The following is a 14,376-nucleotide window of genomic DNA, read 5'->3' on the forward strand; positions in this document are numbered from 1 at the left end:
ATGGCTCGTTTGGCCCGGACCGCCGGTCTGACCGATGTGCAGCAGGAGATCCTGTCCACGGTGCGTTCGTTCGTGGACAAGGAGATCATTCCGCACGCGCAGGCTCTGGAGCACGCGGACGAGTACCCGGCGGAGATCGTCGAGGGCATGAAGGAGATGGGCCTGTTCGGGCTCACCATCCCGGAGGAGTACGGCGGTCTCGGCGAATCGCTGCTCACCTACGCGCTGGTGGTCGAGGAGATCGCGCGCGGCTGGATGAGCGTTTCCGGCGTGATCAACACGCACTTCATCGTGGCGCACATGATCAAGCAGCACGGGACTGCGGAGCAGAAGCAGCACTTCCTGCCCCGGATGGCGACCGGCGAGGTGCGCGGCTCGTTCTCGATGTCGGAGCCGGATCTCGGCTCCGATGTCGCGGCGATCAAGACCCGCGCTAAGCGCGAGGGCGACGGCTACGTGATCGATGGCGCGAAGATGTGGCTGACCAACGGCGGTTCGTCGAACCTGATCGCGTTGTTGGTGAAGACGGACGAGGGTGCGGAGAAGGCGCATCAGAACCTGACGACGTTCCTGGTGGAGAAGCCGTCCGGGTTCGGCGAGGTGCTTCCGGGCCTGACGATTCCGGGCAAGATCGACAAAATGGGCTACAAGGGCGTCGACACCACCGAAGCGGTGTTCGACGGCTTCAAGATCGGCGCCGACAAGGTCCTGGGCGAGGCTCCGGGCAAGGGCTTCTCGTACATGATGGACGGTGTCGAGGTCGGCCGCGTGAACGTCGCGGCGCGCGCGTGCGGGATCGCGATCCGCGCCTTCGAACTCGCTGTCGCCTACGCGCAGCAGCGCACGACGTTCGGCAAGCCGATCGCGCAGCACCAGGCGATCGCGTTCAAGCTCGCGGAGATGGCGACCAAGGTCGAGGCCGCGCACCTGATGATGGTCAACGCCGCACGGCTCAAGGATTCCGGCGCCCGCAACGACGTCGAGGCCGGGATGGCGAAGCTGATCGCCAGCGAGTACTGCGCCGAGGTGACCCAGGAAGCGTTCCGGATCCACGGCGGTTACGGCTACTCCAAGGAATACGAGATCGAGCGGCTCATGCGCGAAGCGCCGTTCCTGCTGATCGGCGAGGGCACCAGCGAAATCCAGAAAACCATCATCAGCCGCGGCCTCCTGCGCACATTTGGCCGACCTTAGGAAAGACTCGTCGTGGAAAGTCGGCCGGTGAAGTGGGTCCCTTGCTTCGATATCGAAGCAACGACGGCGGGCTCGGGTTCCGGGTTCTTGGTCGGTGCCTCGATTGTGGGAGACAGCCGGTTTTGGAGCACCGACACGATCGCTCTGCTCAAGCCGTCGAATGTGATTTCGTACAGACCTTAAGAACTGCTGTCCAGGCTTCCGCTGCACGTCGCTCTCACGGTTGAGGCGAGAGCGTCGAAGAGGGGTCCAGTCGTTCGCGTGCATCTGCCGGCGGGCGTGAGCCGTCCGCGATGAGGTTTCGGGACGCGCGGGCCGATGTACGTTTTCACAGTGGTGCCGGGCCCTCAACTGCTCTCCAGGGGTGCCCAGTGGTGATCGTCGCGACCATGAGCCGAGTTCCGCTGTGGACGGCGCGCGTGCCCCTGCGTCGTTCAGGACGTGTCGGACGACCAGCACCATCACGAGCGTCGCCGGCGCACTCGAGGCCGACGTCTTCCTCGTTGCCGCCGGGGGGCGCTGTACGAGGTCGCGGCTGCCGGTGACGCCGGTCGTCTCGCTCAACATGTCCTGCCAACTCGCCGACGTCCGCCTCGACGCCGCACCCGGCCGCCTCGTTCTCTCCGACTGCTCCGTCGCGATTCGCCTCGCACTCGAGTGCGGAGCGGGTTTGCTCGCCGCCGAACAGGTCGGTGTGGCCCGCTGGTGCTTGGAGACGACCGTCGAGTACCTCAAAATGCGCCGTCAGTTCGGCCGCGTGGTCGGCGGGTTCCAAGCCCTGAAACACCGGCTGGCCGACCTGTACACGAGCGTCGAATCGCCGCCGCAGCAGCCCAGTACGTCGCGGCGCCCCTCGCAACGGGCGAGACCCGGACGTGCCGGTCGCGGTGGCCGTCGCACAGGCCCACTGCAGCGACGTCACCGTCGTGGCCGCGGAGGAAGCCGTTCAATTGCACGGTGGTATCGGGATGACCTGGGAACACCCGGCACACCTCTACCTCAAACGCGCCAAGTCGGACCAGATCGCGCTCGGGACTTCAGGCTTCCACCGCTCCCGGCTCTCGGCGTTGATCGACCTTCCATCTTGATCAGCGGCGGCCACTTCGACGCGCGAGTCCCGCGCCGAGGACGGCTGCGAATGCTCCTGGACAACTGTTGTCGAGGGCGGTTTCTCATCGACGTCCCGGCAACGCTGGCGTCGATGCCGTGGTGGCCGGGTTCGAGGCCGCGTGGGTGTTCTTCGGCGGCGTGTTCGCGGTTGTGTTCCCGGACAAGATGAAAGCGATCGTGGTGCAGGCCGACGCGATCGATCCGCGGTTGAACGAGGCGGTCCGCGAGCACGCCCAGTCGCGCGGGTCGTGACGCGGTGCGACCCGGCTGGTTGTTGGTCTGTTCGGGCGGCGCTCGTTTGTTTCTCGTCATCGGCTGGTCTTCGTGCGGTCCCGGTTGCGGGCCGGCGGAGGGAGTTGCGGTGGGTGGGTTGAGCGGTGCGGGTTTTGCGAGTGCGGTGGCTGCGCGGCGTGGCGGGTCGCGCGCGTCTGGCCGGGTCGTGAGTGGTGTGCGGTTCGCGTTCTACGGGCGGATGTCGACTTCCGATTTTCAGGATCCGCGGACGTCACGTGGATGGCAGCGTGCGGTGGCGGATGAGCTGGTGGAGGGGGTCGGGAAGGTTGTGGTGGAGTTTTTCGATGAGGGCCGGTCGCGGCGGTGGTCATGGGAGGAGCGTCCGGCGGCGTCGGATCTGTTGGCGGCCGCGGAGCGCGGGGATCGCGGGTTCGATGCTGTGGTGGTGGGGGAGTACGAGCGGGCGTTCTACGGCGATCAGTTCCGGGAGGTGGTCGCCCGGCTGGGCGCGGTGGGTGTGCAGGTGTGGTTGCCGGAGGCCGGCGGCCTGGTGGAGCTGGGCAGTCCGGTGCATCAGGCGTTGATGACGTTGCTGGGTGCGCAGGCGCAGCGCGAGGTGGTGCGGGCGCGGCACCGGGTGATGGCGGCGATGGCTGCGCAGGCGCGGGTGCAGGGGCGTTTTCTCGGTGGTCGTCCGCCGTACGGGTACCGGTTGGCCGACGGTGGGCCGCATCCGAACGCGGTCCATGCGCGATGGGGTCGGCGTGTGCATGTGATGGAGCCGGATCCGGCGACGTCGGGGTGGGTGCGGTGGATGTTCGCCGAGCGCGCCAGGGGCAGGTCGATCGCGTCGCTGGCGCGGGAACTGAACCAGCGTGGTGTTGCGTGCCCGTCGGGCGTCGACCCGGCGAGGAACTCGCACCGGTCGGGTGCCCGGTGGATTGTCCGCACAGTGGCGATGATCCTGGAGAACCCGCGTTACACCGGCCGGCAGGTGTGGAACCGCCAGTCCACGAAAGGGCACGGCGCGGGCGGACGGCGTGGGGGTCGCGGCTCGGGTGCGGTGCGCCGGAACACCGCGGGGGAGTGGGAGGTGTCCGAGCGTCTGGCGCATGCCCCGCTGGTGGACGAGGCGACGTTCGTTGCTGTGCAGCGGATCCGGGCCGGACGCCGCGCCAAGGACGGCGGCACGCGCGAGTACGCGTTGTCCGGGCTGGTGGTGTGCGGGGTGTGCGGTCGTCGGATGGAGGGGCACTGGGTCCACGGCCGGCCGGGGTATCGGTGCCGTCACGGCTACAGCACCGCCGCGCCGCGCCCGGTCGACGGGCCGCGCAACGTCTACGTCCGCGAGGAACACCTGCTGCAGACCGTGGCAGGACTGATTCCGGCGGACGAAGCGGCTGACCGCAGCCCGCGCGCGATACAGGAGGCTCTTCGCGACCGGGGTCTGGAGATCTTCTGCGGTCGCGCGACGCGCGAACTCCGACCGGCCGCGGCGCGAGAAGTCGTCTGCCCCGGAGGGCCGCCGGGGCAGCTTGCGCTCGACGTGGACTGCGGCCCCCTCGCCGGCGCGCCATCGGCGCACCGGACGGAGCCCGCCGAGGAGCACGACCGCCCGTTCCCTGCAGCCGACGAGCGACCGGTATCACCGGGCCGCGACCGTCTACCGGCATAAATTTACCCCACGGATCTGAAAATCCGTGGGGTATGGGAGTGTCCGAGGCGAGTTGCACACTACTCACCCGCCTAAGCCTACGCGGATGACGGATACGCAATCTGGACACAGAGGGGCGGAACGATGGAAACTCACACGCTAACCGCGAAGCGACCGAGGCGAACATTGAATAGGCCTTGAAAGTGAAATTCCATTCTCGGCCTGCGCAAACCCACTGGAGGCATGTTCGCGCCTATTTAACAGCACGACGTCCGCCACGACGCCATCCTCAAAAAATTTATCGAATATACGCCTTCTCACCTCTAAACTTTCCATCACGGACGACTCAGGGTAGACTATCAACAAATCAATATCCGAACCGGTCTCCCACGTCGGACACACATGTCCGCGAGGTCTACATCTTGAAGCGCTGCCAAAAATAAAGACCTCCCAACCATCAGGAACCAGCCCGGCGAGCTCTCTCCTCGCGCTCTCGAGGAGACAAATACTCCAAGAACTTCTTTCCGTCATAATATACCGCACCTAAGAAGTCTCGTGCCCGAAAAAGTCCCACATTCCGCTCTTTGGCGTACTCTTTCGCTTCGTCGGAGAAGTGGTTATAGTCCATAGTCGAGACTATGCAAGTTGTATCCGGGGCCTTGCCAAGAATTTCAACAACATCCGCGAGACCTAGCTGATACATATTAGTCAGGTAGACCTTAATTGTCGACTGGGTTACTCGACGAACTTCCATCTTGAAATCGTCAATGACTTTTACTGACGATACGGTCGGACGCGACCCAAGATGGTCAAGCAAAAACTTGCGATGCTCTGGTCGTGGACGTTTTTCGTAGTAACCGCTCTCAGGCACAGTCTCTCCTGTCGAATTACATCGGTTTGAATACGCTATCGAAGGCATCGGGAAACCTGGGTGCCGCTTGGTTTATAACACCACTCAGGTGTCGTTCTTCAAGCGCTGCCGCATGCAGACGGAACTGCGCCACAACATCCAGTTCATTCGGAGCCAGATGATCTGAATTGGCCTCTAAAAGTTTTACTATTTTGAGGTTATTCGGTATAATCTCAGTGAAGACTTTGCTGCGCCAGACGTCGCTGACGTCCGTTATTATCAGTTGTCCGCTAGCAGAATCAGGACCGTATTGCCGCCAGATGGCGCGGTTATCCAAGAGCAGGCTATATATTGCAACGTTCAACTCGCCACGTGTTGAGAACCTCTTTATCTCAAGGACACCCCGAACCCGCGCCTCGTGAGATCTCTTCCATTCCTGCATAAGTTCAACAGGAAAAGAAGCATGAGCCTTATCTACAATGGTATGACAGTTGGGGCATAGCAACAATAGATTATCAAAGCTGGCTAGCACTTCCTCCTGCGCCCCCGAATCCGCTCTGGGGCCATCACTGCTTGCCGCAACAATATGAGCAACCTCGGCGAGTTTTACCGCGGTCTTGTCTTCAAGGACATGCCAGAGCGAACCTGTTGTGCATTCTGGCCTGTAGCACCAACCAGCACCCGCTCCGACCAGACGCATAACTGTATCTTGCAGAATCTTCCTGCCGCGATCCCGCTCACAGCGACTTGAGACCGTACGGGCCACTATGACACTCGCCAGGTCACGCATGACGGCGACACAATGTCACCCTTCCCGCCCCTTAGCTTTATAGCCAAATCCCACTCCCGCCCTCTCACGCGCTCTGAGCCCGGAGTCCGCGCTCTTCTGCCCAGCATAGCCGAAGACGCTACCCACGCGTCATGGATGTAACTGTTCAACGGCGAGCCATGCCACTTCCGGCAGATAGATGTTCTTCGGGGGATCCGCCAAAGCTGGCGATCCAGGGACGAGCGCCCCGGCGGCGCACCGGGTAGTAGATCCGCGTGCCCTGCGGCGGTGTTCGCAGATAAGCGTTGGAACGTTTGCAGGCAATTTAGCCTCTAGCTCTTTCAAGAAAGATAAATTCGCTATCCAAAATCGCATTGGCGGAAGCCTGCAGTGCTGGCAAGGCTGCCTGCCTCGTAAAAGCACTTAGATACCACGACTGATCTGGGTTCAGTCGCAGGTCCAGAGCTGATGGCCTGTACCGAATAAGACTCGACACGAGGTACATCGACAAATAGCGAGCCAGGTCGGACGGAAGACCTATGAATTCCGAATCCGATAGACTGATGGCAAGCGTTCCGTCAAAATATCCATGCGGAGAACCGAGCATTGGGCGAAGACTCGAAATCAACTCCTGTTGCCATTCGTCATAGCGAAGGTTTGCGATGTGCACCCCATCGCCCGCTCGTACGTACTTCCCTTCCCGTGGAACAAGTAGGACAGAACTATCAAGGCTGAGCCGCGACGACATGGCGAATACCTGCCATGGATTCTCGTGATGAAGCGGCGGCATTTCCTCGAACATCAACTGAAGAAATTCCCAGCTAGGCCTGTTCTGCTGAACTATGCCGTAACCTTCGACCAGAAGATGGCTCCAACTATAGACACCGTCAGTGACGATTGCCTGATACAGCGGAACGGCCTGCAAAGGCAGCGCCCTGACTTGCCCGTACTCCATGCCTGACTCTAAGCATCGAGCGAAAAGCTGGTCAGGGTTAATCTCGGAAGGCAGGAGCGACGCAGGTATGCCCATTCGCTTCTCGTATATCAGCGGGAATACACCATTCCTCAGGGGCCTGATTCGCCAATCGTCAAATTTCCCTGTCGCATGAACTGCGCTAATGCCGTGGGATAGTTTCTTTCCAATTATCAGATCGGGTCGCCAAAGTAATAGCTCGGCCTTTGCGAGATTCAGCAGTGAGTAATAGTATTGCAATGCCGAACTGGGTCCAGAGATTTCCTGGCCCGCGCGATAGTATACTTCAGCCTGGCTAATAAACGCGGAAAATTCATCGATTAATTCCGCTCGATCGGACCAAGAAACGCCAGCTAAGCGCTTAGAGCAAGCTGGCACATACGCGGCGCGCCGAAGCTGGTCCCAGAGGAGGTCGGGATTCGGAGATTCCAGTGCAACTTGAGCCTGATCGCTGACAAGAGGTCGACAAATACGATTCCTCAGATAGCTACTCTGCTGCAGATCCAAGGCAATGCCATGCGACCTCATGGAAAAACCAAATTCGGTGGCAATGCTGGACACTCTGGTTAGTGCTTCGCCCTGAAACTCAGGGGACGGTGGGTAAGTCTCCGACCGTGCGTCTACGTGAACCCACGCGAGGCTAGAGTCAAGCGGGTCGTCCGGTCGGCCAGCCGTAGTCGGGCTTGCGTCGATGCTCTCCGCTTTGAATCGACTCATCAGCTCCGCTAGCCGATTGGGAGGACCTGACAGGTTCATCGAAAAGTGTCCGGGCTTTGACATGCGCCCAGATTACACGGAGAAGCATCCATTGCCGAGCAATTCAGAGGCACCGTGGCCGGCCGTGAGCCGCCATGCAGCTACGGGTGGCAGTTTCCCGCCGACAGGGGGTCATTCGAGCGCATCAAGTTTGCATCCATCCTGAGCCATTGCCACGGCTTTCTGGTGCTCACTCCGAAGCAGATTGAACAGTTCAACCCGTCCCTGAGCATCAGATGGCAAGCTGAACCGTGAACGCCGATTACATCAATACAACTACATCGGGTCTGGACCTTTGGCTTTCTTCTCATGACATGAACCTTCAGCACTCTCACAGAGAGTACGGTACTCAACAACTCGGGACTTCCTCCATTCTGCGATTCTCCCCGAAGTCACGGCAAGACTACCTAAAAACAGTGGTGGCAACTTGCTGAATCTTTCTATAAATTCCAAAAGCGGGTTGTCGTGAGGGTCATCCTCGGGCCCACTTTGGTACACATATGTAATATCTGGGTTCTTGCTGACAATCGCATGTATCCGGCGAACATGTTCTTCGGACGTCAACTCGGCCAACTCTTGCGGCTTATTGTCTTTTCTGACTCTTTTCCAGAAGCGACTGCCAACCGGCTTATCCATTCGAGAGTCAATACGACTAAAACGGACCAATACGGTCCGGACTTCTTCGAAATCTTCCGGAACAGCTTCAAGATTCTTCAGGTTAACCCCATCGATGCATATTTGCATCATCCAAACTATTGCAGGCGCTAACTGGTCATAATTTTGAGAATTTCTTTTCAGTTGATCAACTGCCGCAAAGAAGGTGGCTTCCACCTTGGCGCGCAACGGAATCCAGTCACGCTTCCAATTGAAGGGAGCCTTGCTTCCGAGATTGTCGAGCATGAGATGGCAGCGGTAATGCCAGAATAGGTCGCACGATGCAAGTAGCAAGTCATAACCTTGATTCAAGGATTCAGCTCTGCGCTGCTCGCTCTGCCCAATAAGGTCCAACCGCTTGGCCCGGAGCGTTGCGTACGCCGCAATTATTGCCACAAGCAGCGCGCATGCTCCACTGATAATCGCCGTCGTCACGTTGACATCATCTGGCACCGCTCAGCTTGCCTCGGCTGACATGCGCAAGAAGGATGGAAAAACCACTCCTTTGGAGTAATGTTTGGTTGCTGTCGGCGGAAGGTGTGGGGTTCCTCTGACGCTTCCGCTGCCACACATGCCGGAATGAGAGCACAGCCTACTCGGCTGTTCGGACCGCAGCAGCGGTCCGGATCATTTCCGCAGCGATTCTATGTCCTCCGACGTCGAGCGTGTGTTGGGCGATCGCAAGCTTACGTTCGTCGTCGCGTGTTCCAGTGTCTTCGCACACTGCGATAACTGCCCTCAGCTCCTTCTCTCTCCCCGCACTGAACCGCACGGCGCTAGGCGGCCGATGCTGTACGCGGCGTGTGCTAGCAGGCTAGAGCTGGACCGGATGTCGGTGGGTGGCGGAGCGTTTTTCCATGATGGGCTGTGATCTGCCGGATTAGTTCGATGTCTGCCTCATATGGACTGCCGGTCTCGCACGGGTCGACAGTGAAGATGCCGAGGCCTTTTTGTCCGCAGTAGACGACCGTTTCTCCGCTGTCCATGGAGTATCGGTCGAACGCTGTCGTGAGGCCGGCTTTCCATGCCATCTCAGAAGGAACAACGTGGAGCGTGAGTGATCGTGGCCCCGCGACGGCGCGGGCAGTGAATCGCAGGGTTTGGCCTGCGATGCCAATCCCGTCGCGGATGGCGTGATCGGATACGAAGGCCTCCAGCGGGGCAAGCTGCGTATCCGGGTACAGACGCGGGATCCGCAGCACCTCCGGGATGGCGAATGGATCCCAAGTGACGATCGATTGTGCGGACTCATCGTGCGCGGCTAGCGCTATGGTCCGAGCAGGAGAGCCCGGCGTGCCGCGGACGACCCAGCACTGTTCTGCTGCGCTCTTGGCAATGTGGAGAATGTCGCGCCTTGCTTCGCCGACCGCGCCGATTGCGCCCAGGATACCTGCGACGTCCGCGAGACTCGGCGCGCGGCGCGCTTGTTCCCAGCTGGACAGCATCGCGGGCGCAACGCCGATTCGGCGTGCCAGCTCGCGGAGTCCGAAGTTGGCTTCGATGCGCGCGTTTCGGAGGCTGGCTCCGAGGATGCGCGTTCGAGGAGTCGGGGGCATCGGCAGTTGGCTCTATCTCGTGCTACCGCGACAGCGCGGGATGATTCGGCGGGATCGGGATGCCGTTGGCGCGGCGGTACTGATAGTCGCAGTGGACGCACATGACGAGAACGCAGTTGGAGTCGCGGCTGTCGCGTGACTTGAAACCGGCTGGCGCGGTGAGGCCGCACAGCATGGTCACGTCTTCGCCTGGATCCGGGACTGAGTCGAGGAGGGCGCGGTGCCACACGCCATCCACGACTGGGTGGACGTGATCGAGATCGATGAAGATCAGCGCTTGCATGAGGATCCCCGTACCGGTGGTTGGCGCGTCTCGAAGCCGTCACAGAGGGCCGGGTGGCCGCGGAGTGGCGTGACACGATGAAAGCGGCTTTGAGCTGGGCGAATCACGGTTGTGACGGCTGTGACGTGTCCCAGGACCCTGCTCTCCGGAGCGCCTGAGACGCCCGGTTCGAGCCGGAGTCGACTGCTTCGTCTGGTGTCACCGCGTTTCCGCGCCAGCTGGCATCCGACCTCTCCTCGACAGCCTGCGATCTGTTGAAATCATTCAATGCGTGCGGTTGGTGCGAGACCACGGCGCTCGTGTGGCAGGGCTGTGGCACTTGTGCGTATAACCTGCGTCTGCATTTGCTATCGTCCAACTTGGCTGGCCGGAAGGGGCGAGGTGCGGCGATGGCGGAGCGGCGAGAAGCGCTGATTTTGGCTCGCGAAGACGCTGGTCATACACAGGAGACGCTCGCCGCGGTGCTCGGCGTCGACCGGACGACCGTCGCGCGGTGGGAATCCGGTGGGCATCGTCCGTTGCCGCATCAGTGGCCGGAGCTGGGAAGAGTGCTCGGGCGACCAGTGGCGGACGTGCGGGCATTTTTCGGGCAAGGTTCGCCTGAGGCTGGAGGCTCCGCGCTTACGTCGGCGTTCGATTGGTTGGACAGGTCGGCGGGCTGGGTTGCAGGGACAGCTCGGCGCGCGGTACGACCGAAGTCAGGCCGTGAACGTCGGATCGGTCGCCGGGCTGAGGAGGCGGAGGTGCTTCGACAGTTCTACGGCGCTCCCGAGGGCGAACACTTCTACTTCGATGCGGAGGTCGGTGGCGAACTGGTCACCACGAGCGTCGTGACCAGACCCGACTGGACTGATCTCCGCTGTGCGCTGGACGCCCAGCGGGATGTGCTCGTGCTTGATGCGCGAGTTGCTGCAGCGCAGCGAGCTGGGACAACGGACGCCGCTTTGACTCGGCTGACAGAAGCAGCGGCATCGGACGTCCGGATTGCCGATCGGCCGCTGTACCGGCTGCTCGACGTCGATGTTTGCGCAGATCATGTCGGTGGCACAGTCGGCACTACGTCGTTTGTCGAGTATGCGTTGGGTCCAGACCTGCTCGAACGGGAGTTAGCGGCTGGCGAGACCTTGTTGCGAAGTGAGCTGCTGCCGGACTTCGCTGGTGTTCTCGACGCGCGCAGTCGTCTTTGTGCTGGTGGGGTGCTAGCTCTGACGGCGATCGCGCGGCCGGCGGATCCCGTGCGTGGTGAGGCTGACTACCTCCTGCTTGTACAGGAACGATCCGGCCATGTGGTCAACGGGTCGGGTCGGCTCGCCGTGATCCCGAAGGGGTTCCACGGTCCTCTGGCGGACCAGCGTGGCGATGCGCGGATCGGCGCAACGCTCCGGCGTGAGCTGGAGGAAGAGCTGTTCGGCCGGGACGAGGTTGACACCACGACGGAGGTGCAGCGCGCCGCGGATCCGATGCACCCGGCGCGGCTGTCGGAACCGATGCGGTGGCTGATGGCGGAGCCGGATCGGATACAGATGGAGTGCACTGGGTTCGGGTTCAACCTGGTCAGCGGCAACTACGAGTTCGCGACGCTCGTCGTGATCGAGGACGAGGAGTTCTGGCCGCGGTTCGGCGGAGTGGTCGAGGCGAACTGGGAGGTCTCCGGTCTCCGGCAGTACTCGTCGCTCGACCGTGAGCTGGTCGGCGAGCTGATCACCGATGAGAAGTGGACGAACGAGGGTCTGTTCGCGTTCCTGCTCGGCCTGCGCCGGTTATCGGAGATCGGTGGGGCGCGGGTGGCGTTGCCGCCGATCGACCTACGCTGCTGACGGCCACCGGACGGTCAGCACGACGGAGTCGGCGAGCGCTTCCCAAGAGTGGTCGATTCCGGGACCCCACATGACGTAATCGCCTTGGCGTGACATGGTTTTCGTACCGCCGGTGACATCGATGCGAAACTCGCCGGAGATGAGCATGACGAGCGTGGTGCGCTGGTCGTCGGCTGTCCACTCGGGACGCTTGTCTCCTACGGGGTGGTTGGCCCACTTGACTTCCACGTCGTTCGTCGCCCGAACTCCGTGCGAGGGGTCGAGGAAGTGGCCGACCAGCCAGCCGCGGTTGCCTGCGGCGTCTTCGTTGGCGTTGCCGCTGGTCCAGCCCTCGGTCACTCGCTGATCTCCCACTCGATCGTTGGCAGGCGCACCCGGTCTCCGCCGATTTCCGCGAGGCGTCGGAGCCCTTGCGTCATGGCGAACAAACCTTCGTTGCTCCACGCTACATCAGTCAGCAGTTCGGTCAGAAGCTCGATGTCCGTGGTCGAATACTGGCGCAGTGTCGAGGATTCCCAGTTCGCGGCGACGATTCCGCCGTACTGGTTCCAGAACTCTTCGTCTTCGATGACGATGAGGCTGGCGAACTCGAAGTTGCCGCTCACCAAGTTCAGCCCGAACCCGGTCGTCTCCATGCGGAGGCGGCCGGGTTTTTGCATGAGCCAGCGCATCGGCTCCGACATGAGCGTTGGGTGCATCGGGTCCGCGGTCAGCGAGTCGGTGACGGTGTTGTCGATGTCCGGGCGGCCGAACAGTTCCTCTTCCATCTCGCGCCGGAGGGTCGCGCCGATCTGTGCGTCGCGGCGGACGTCGGTGAGGGGCTGGTGGAAGCCCTTCGGGATGACGGCCAGGCGGCGCGCGGCGTTCAGGACGTTGCCTGAGCGTTCTTGGACTAGCAGGACGTAGTCGGCTTCTCCGCGGAACGGGTCGGCGGGGCGGGCAATTGCGGTGAGAGCGAGTGCGCCGCCGGCGCAGAGCCGGGTTCCGACGTCGAGGACTGACGCCAGGTTAGGGAGGTAGCGGTCTCGCAAAGGGAGCTTGAGCGGCCCGCCAGCGATGATGGCGTCGGCCAGTTCGCCCTCCAGCAGGTCCAGTGTCAGGGCGTAGTGGACGAAGTGCGTGGTGCCAAACGAGCCGGCGAGCTGGTGTTCGGCGATGTCCAGGGCAAGCGCGCGGTACAGAGGGCTGTTCACGAGGCGGGTGTTCATGGCCAGCGACTCTGCGAGCCGGTGAACTGCTGCGGTGGCGGCGCGCTCGTCGAGTGCCAGGTCTGCCTCGGGCTGCGCACTGGCGACCTTGAATCGATCTGATGCGGGGCGTAGCTCGCAGTCGAGATCCAGCCAGTTCGCGCAGGTGAGGACGCTGGTGTTCACGAGTTCGCTGCTGACTCGCGCGGTGTACAGGCCGTGGTCGCCGGTTCGGCTGCCGTAGTAGGCGGCAAGTGCGTCGGCCGTGTCGCGCTGGGTTACCCAGCTCCGGCGGGTGCTTCGGTCGCGCAGGGCTTGGGTGTCCAGTTGCGCGGCTTTGGCGGCGACTGCGCGACGCGCGGTTCCGGGAGACCAGTGTGCGTGCTGGTCGATCCATTCGAGCGCGGACGCGATGTTCGGGTCGTCGTCCAGGCGGGGATCTCCGGGTGTCTCGGCCGGTGCGGTGCAGGTCAGCTCGGCGAAGCGGGCGCGCTCGGCGTCACCGACTTGCTCGTACGCGCGGTCGAGCACCTGTTGCATCTCCGACCGCGGGCGCAGGTCCGGCTTTTGATGCCAGGACGCGACCGTGCGGACGCCGATGCCTAGGTGTGCGGCGAAACCCTCGTTGCTCATTCGGAGAGCTGCTTGCAAGGCCGATGCGGTGCGGCCCGTCCATTCGTCGGCCGGATTCATCGGCGCGCGCTTTCCGAATTCGAAGCTGCATTAGTCGTGCACTGCTCATGCACTGGCGATGCATGGGAATGGTCGCCGTTTCGGCCTTGAATTCGGGGTATGGAAACCACCAAGTTCATCACAGCGGCGCGCAAGCCGTCAGCGCTTCTTCTGCACGTGGTCGACGACGGTCGCCAGGCTGGTCTGGACGTCGTCCAGCCGGTCGAAGATCTCGTCCAAGCGCTGCTCCAGCGCGTCGAGGCGAGTCGAGAGTTCACCGCCGTCGTTGGCTGGCTCGTCGGGGTGCGGGGGCGTGCGGTTCTGCAGCACGGCCTGCAGATGCTGCGGGTGCCAGCCGAGTGTGGTCGAGAGTGCTTCGAGCGTGCGCGCGCTCCGTCGGCGCTCGACCGTGTGGTGCTGCAGCTCGCGCACGATCGCCTGCGACACGTGCGACCGCTCCGCCAACTCTCGCTGTCGCCAGCCGAGTTCGTGCACGCGCATGTCGATCGCCTTCGCGACCGCCGCCCAATCCTCCGACACCTATTCCTCCGCGCTCCGCCTCAGCGCCGAGATTAGCGCGTCATTGCGCTTTTCTCGCGCCGCGTAGCGGGTGTGCCGCGGCGCGTCGGATATCTATGCCCTTCGGGCAGCTGAAATCAACAACATA

The 14,376-nt window shown here is 62.2% G+C and carries 14 protein-coding genes and 1 pseudogene; 6 read left to right on the forward strand and 9 right to left on the reverse strand.

What is annotated here, in order from left to right:
• The 5 genes and pseudogenes from H5411_RS06580 to H5411_RS06595 all read left to right on the forward strand — a co-directional run bounded on the left by H5411_RS06580 (position 1) and on the right by H5411_RS06595 (position 4,213).
• A complete protein-coding gene (locus tag H5411_RS06580; protein ID WP_101439742.1) occupies positions 1–1,194 on the forward strand; it encodes an acyl-CoA dehydrogenase family protein in 1,194 nt (397 codons plus the stop codon).
• A gap of 565 nt (positions 1,195–1,759) precedes the next feature.
• Positions 1,760–1,951 (forward strand): annotated as a pseudogene (locus tag H5411_RS48365) (acyl-CoA dehydrogenase family protein); the annotation flags it as partial.
• Between the two features lie 118 nt (positions 1,952–2,069).
• Positions 2,070–2,282 carry an acyl-CoA dehydrogenase family protein gene (locus H5411_RS48370; RefSeq protein ID WP_279630038.1) on the forward strand — a complete coding sequence of 71 codons (213 nt, stop codon included), beginning with the start codon at positions 2,070–2,072 and terminating at the stop codon, positions 2,280–2,282.
• 121 nt (positions 2,283–2,403) lie between these two features.
• Complete coding sequence (locus H5411_RS06590) at positions 2,404–2,556, forward strand: hypothetical protein (protein WP_167441831.1); 153 nt, start codon at positions 2,404–2,406, stop codon at positions 2,554–2,556.
• A gap of 196 nt (positions 2,557–2,752) precedes the next feature.
• On the forward strand, positions 2,753–4,213 hold the full coding sequence (locus H5411_RS06595) for a recombinase family protein (protein ID WP_244194861.1): 1,461 nt from the start codon (positions 2,753–2,755) through the stop codon (positions 4,211–4,213).
• A gap of 436 nt (positions 4,214–4,649) precedes the next feature.
• Here the strand turns inward: H5411_RS06595 and H5411_RS06600 are convergent, their stop codons facing one another.
• The 6 genes from H5411_RS06600 to H5411_RS06625 all read right to left on the reverse strand — a co-directional run bounded on the left by H5411_RS06600 (position 4,650) and on the right by H5411_RS06625 (position 10,033).
• On the reverse strand, positions 4,650–5,063 hold the full coding sequence (locus H5411_RS06600; RefSeq protein WP_158691345.1) for a hypothetical protein: 414 nt from the start codon (positions 5,061–5,063) through the stop codon (positions 4,650–4,652).
• Positions 5,064–5,079: 16 nt separating this feature from the next.
• Entirely contained in the window at positions 5,080–5,742 is a 663-nt protein-coding gene (locus H5411_RS06605; protein ID WP_158691344.1) for an HNH endonuclease, read from the reverse strand.
• Positions 5,743–6,136: 394 nt separating this feature from the next.
• On the reverse strand, positions 6,137–7,345 hold the full coding sequence (locus tag H5411_RS06610; RefSeq protein WP_158691343.1) for a YaaC family protein: 1,209 nt from the start codon (positions 7,343–7,345) through the stop codon (positions 6,137–6,139).
• Between the two features lie 471 nt (positions 7,346–7,816).
• The gene (locus H5411_RS06615) at positions 7,817–8,629 is read right to left on the reverse strand and encodes a hypothetical protein (RefSeq protein ID WP_158691342.1); all 813 of its coding nucleotides are present in this window, start codon (positions 8,627–8,629) and stop codon (positions 7,817–7,819) included.
• 371 nt (positions 8,630–9,000) lie between these two features.
• The gene (locus tag H5411_RS06620; RefSeq protein ID WP_081684647.1) at positions 9,001–9,750 is read right to left on the reverse strand and encodes a helix-turn-helix domain-containing protein; all 750 of its coding nucleotides are present in this window, start codon (positions 9,748–9,750) and stop codon (positions 9,001–9,003) included.
• A 22-nt stretch (positions 9,751–9,772) separates the two neighbouring features.
• The gene (locus H5411_RS06625; protein WP_051171514.1) at positions 9,773–10,033 is read right to left on the reverse strand and encodes an HC3 family zinc finger protein; all 261 of its coding nucleotides are present in this window, start codon (positions 10,031–10,033) and stop codon (positions 9,773–9,775) included.
• Positions 10,034–10,287: 254 nt separating this feature from the next.
• On the opposite strand from H5411_RS06625, the gene H5411_RS06630 reads away from it, so the two are divergent.
• A complete protein-coding gene (locus H5411_RS06630) occupies positions 10,288–11,850 on the forward strand; it encodes a helix-turn-helix transcriptional regulator (protein WP_246368808.1) in 1,563 nt (520 codons plus the stop codon).
• Here H5411_RS06630 and H5411_RS06635 read toward each other — a convergent pair.
• The 3 genes from H5411_RS06635 to H5411_RS06645 form a co-directional block, all read right to left on the reverse strand.
• A complete protein-coding gene (locus H5411_RS06635) occupies positions 11,839–12,189 on the reverse strand; it encodes a hypothetical protein (protein WP_043827594.1) in 351 nt (116 codons plus the stop codon). The genes H5411_RS06630 and H5411_RS06635 overlap by 12 nt on opposite strands.
• Positions 12,186–13,670 (reverse strand): transcriptional regulator, encoded by a 1,485-nt coding sequence (locus H5411_RS06640; RefSeq protein ID WP_246368809.1) that lies wholly within the window; start codon positions 13,668–13,670, stop codon positions 12,186–12,188. Before H5411_RS06640 ends, H5411_RS06635 begins: the two co-directional genes overlap by 4 nt.
• Before the next feature lie 198 nt (positions 13,671–13,868).
• Positions 13,869–14,249, reverse strand: coding sequence for a helix-turn-helix transcriptional regulator (locus H5411_RS06645; RefSeq protein WP_043827590.1), 381 nt, complete (start codon positions 14,247–14,249; stop codon positions 13,869–13,871).
• Positions 14,250–14,376: the final 127 nt, after the last annotated feature.

Origin of the sequence: Amycolatopsis echigonensis (assembly GCF_014174495.1) — a bacterium.
Classification (GTDB): Bacteria; Actinomycetota; Actinomycetes; order Mycobacteriales; family Pseudonocardiaceae; genus Amycolatopsis; species Amycolatopsis echigonensis.

Coding starts and splice junctions, on each gene's coding strand:
- H5411_RS06580 (WP_101439742.1), top strand. CDS start 1: ATGGCTCGTTTGGCCCGGACCGCCGGTCTGACCGATGTGCAGCAGGAG.
- H5411_RS06605 (WP_158691344.1), bottom strand. CDS start 5,742: ATGCGTCTGGTCGGAGCGGGTGCTGGTTGGTGCTACAGGCCAGAATGC.
- H5411_RS06620 (WP_081684647.1), bottom strand. CDS start 9,750: ATGCCCCCGACTCCTCGAACGCGCATCCTCGGAGCCAGCCTCCGAAAC.
- H5411_RS06625 (WP_051171514.1), bottom strand. CDS start 10,033: ATGCAAGCGCTGATCTTCATCGATCTCGATCACGTCCACCCAGTCGTG.
- H5411_RS06640 (WP_246368809.1), bottom strand. CDS start 13,670: ATGAGCAACGAGGGTTTCGCCGCACACCTAGGCATCGGCGTCCGCACG.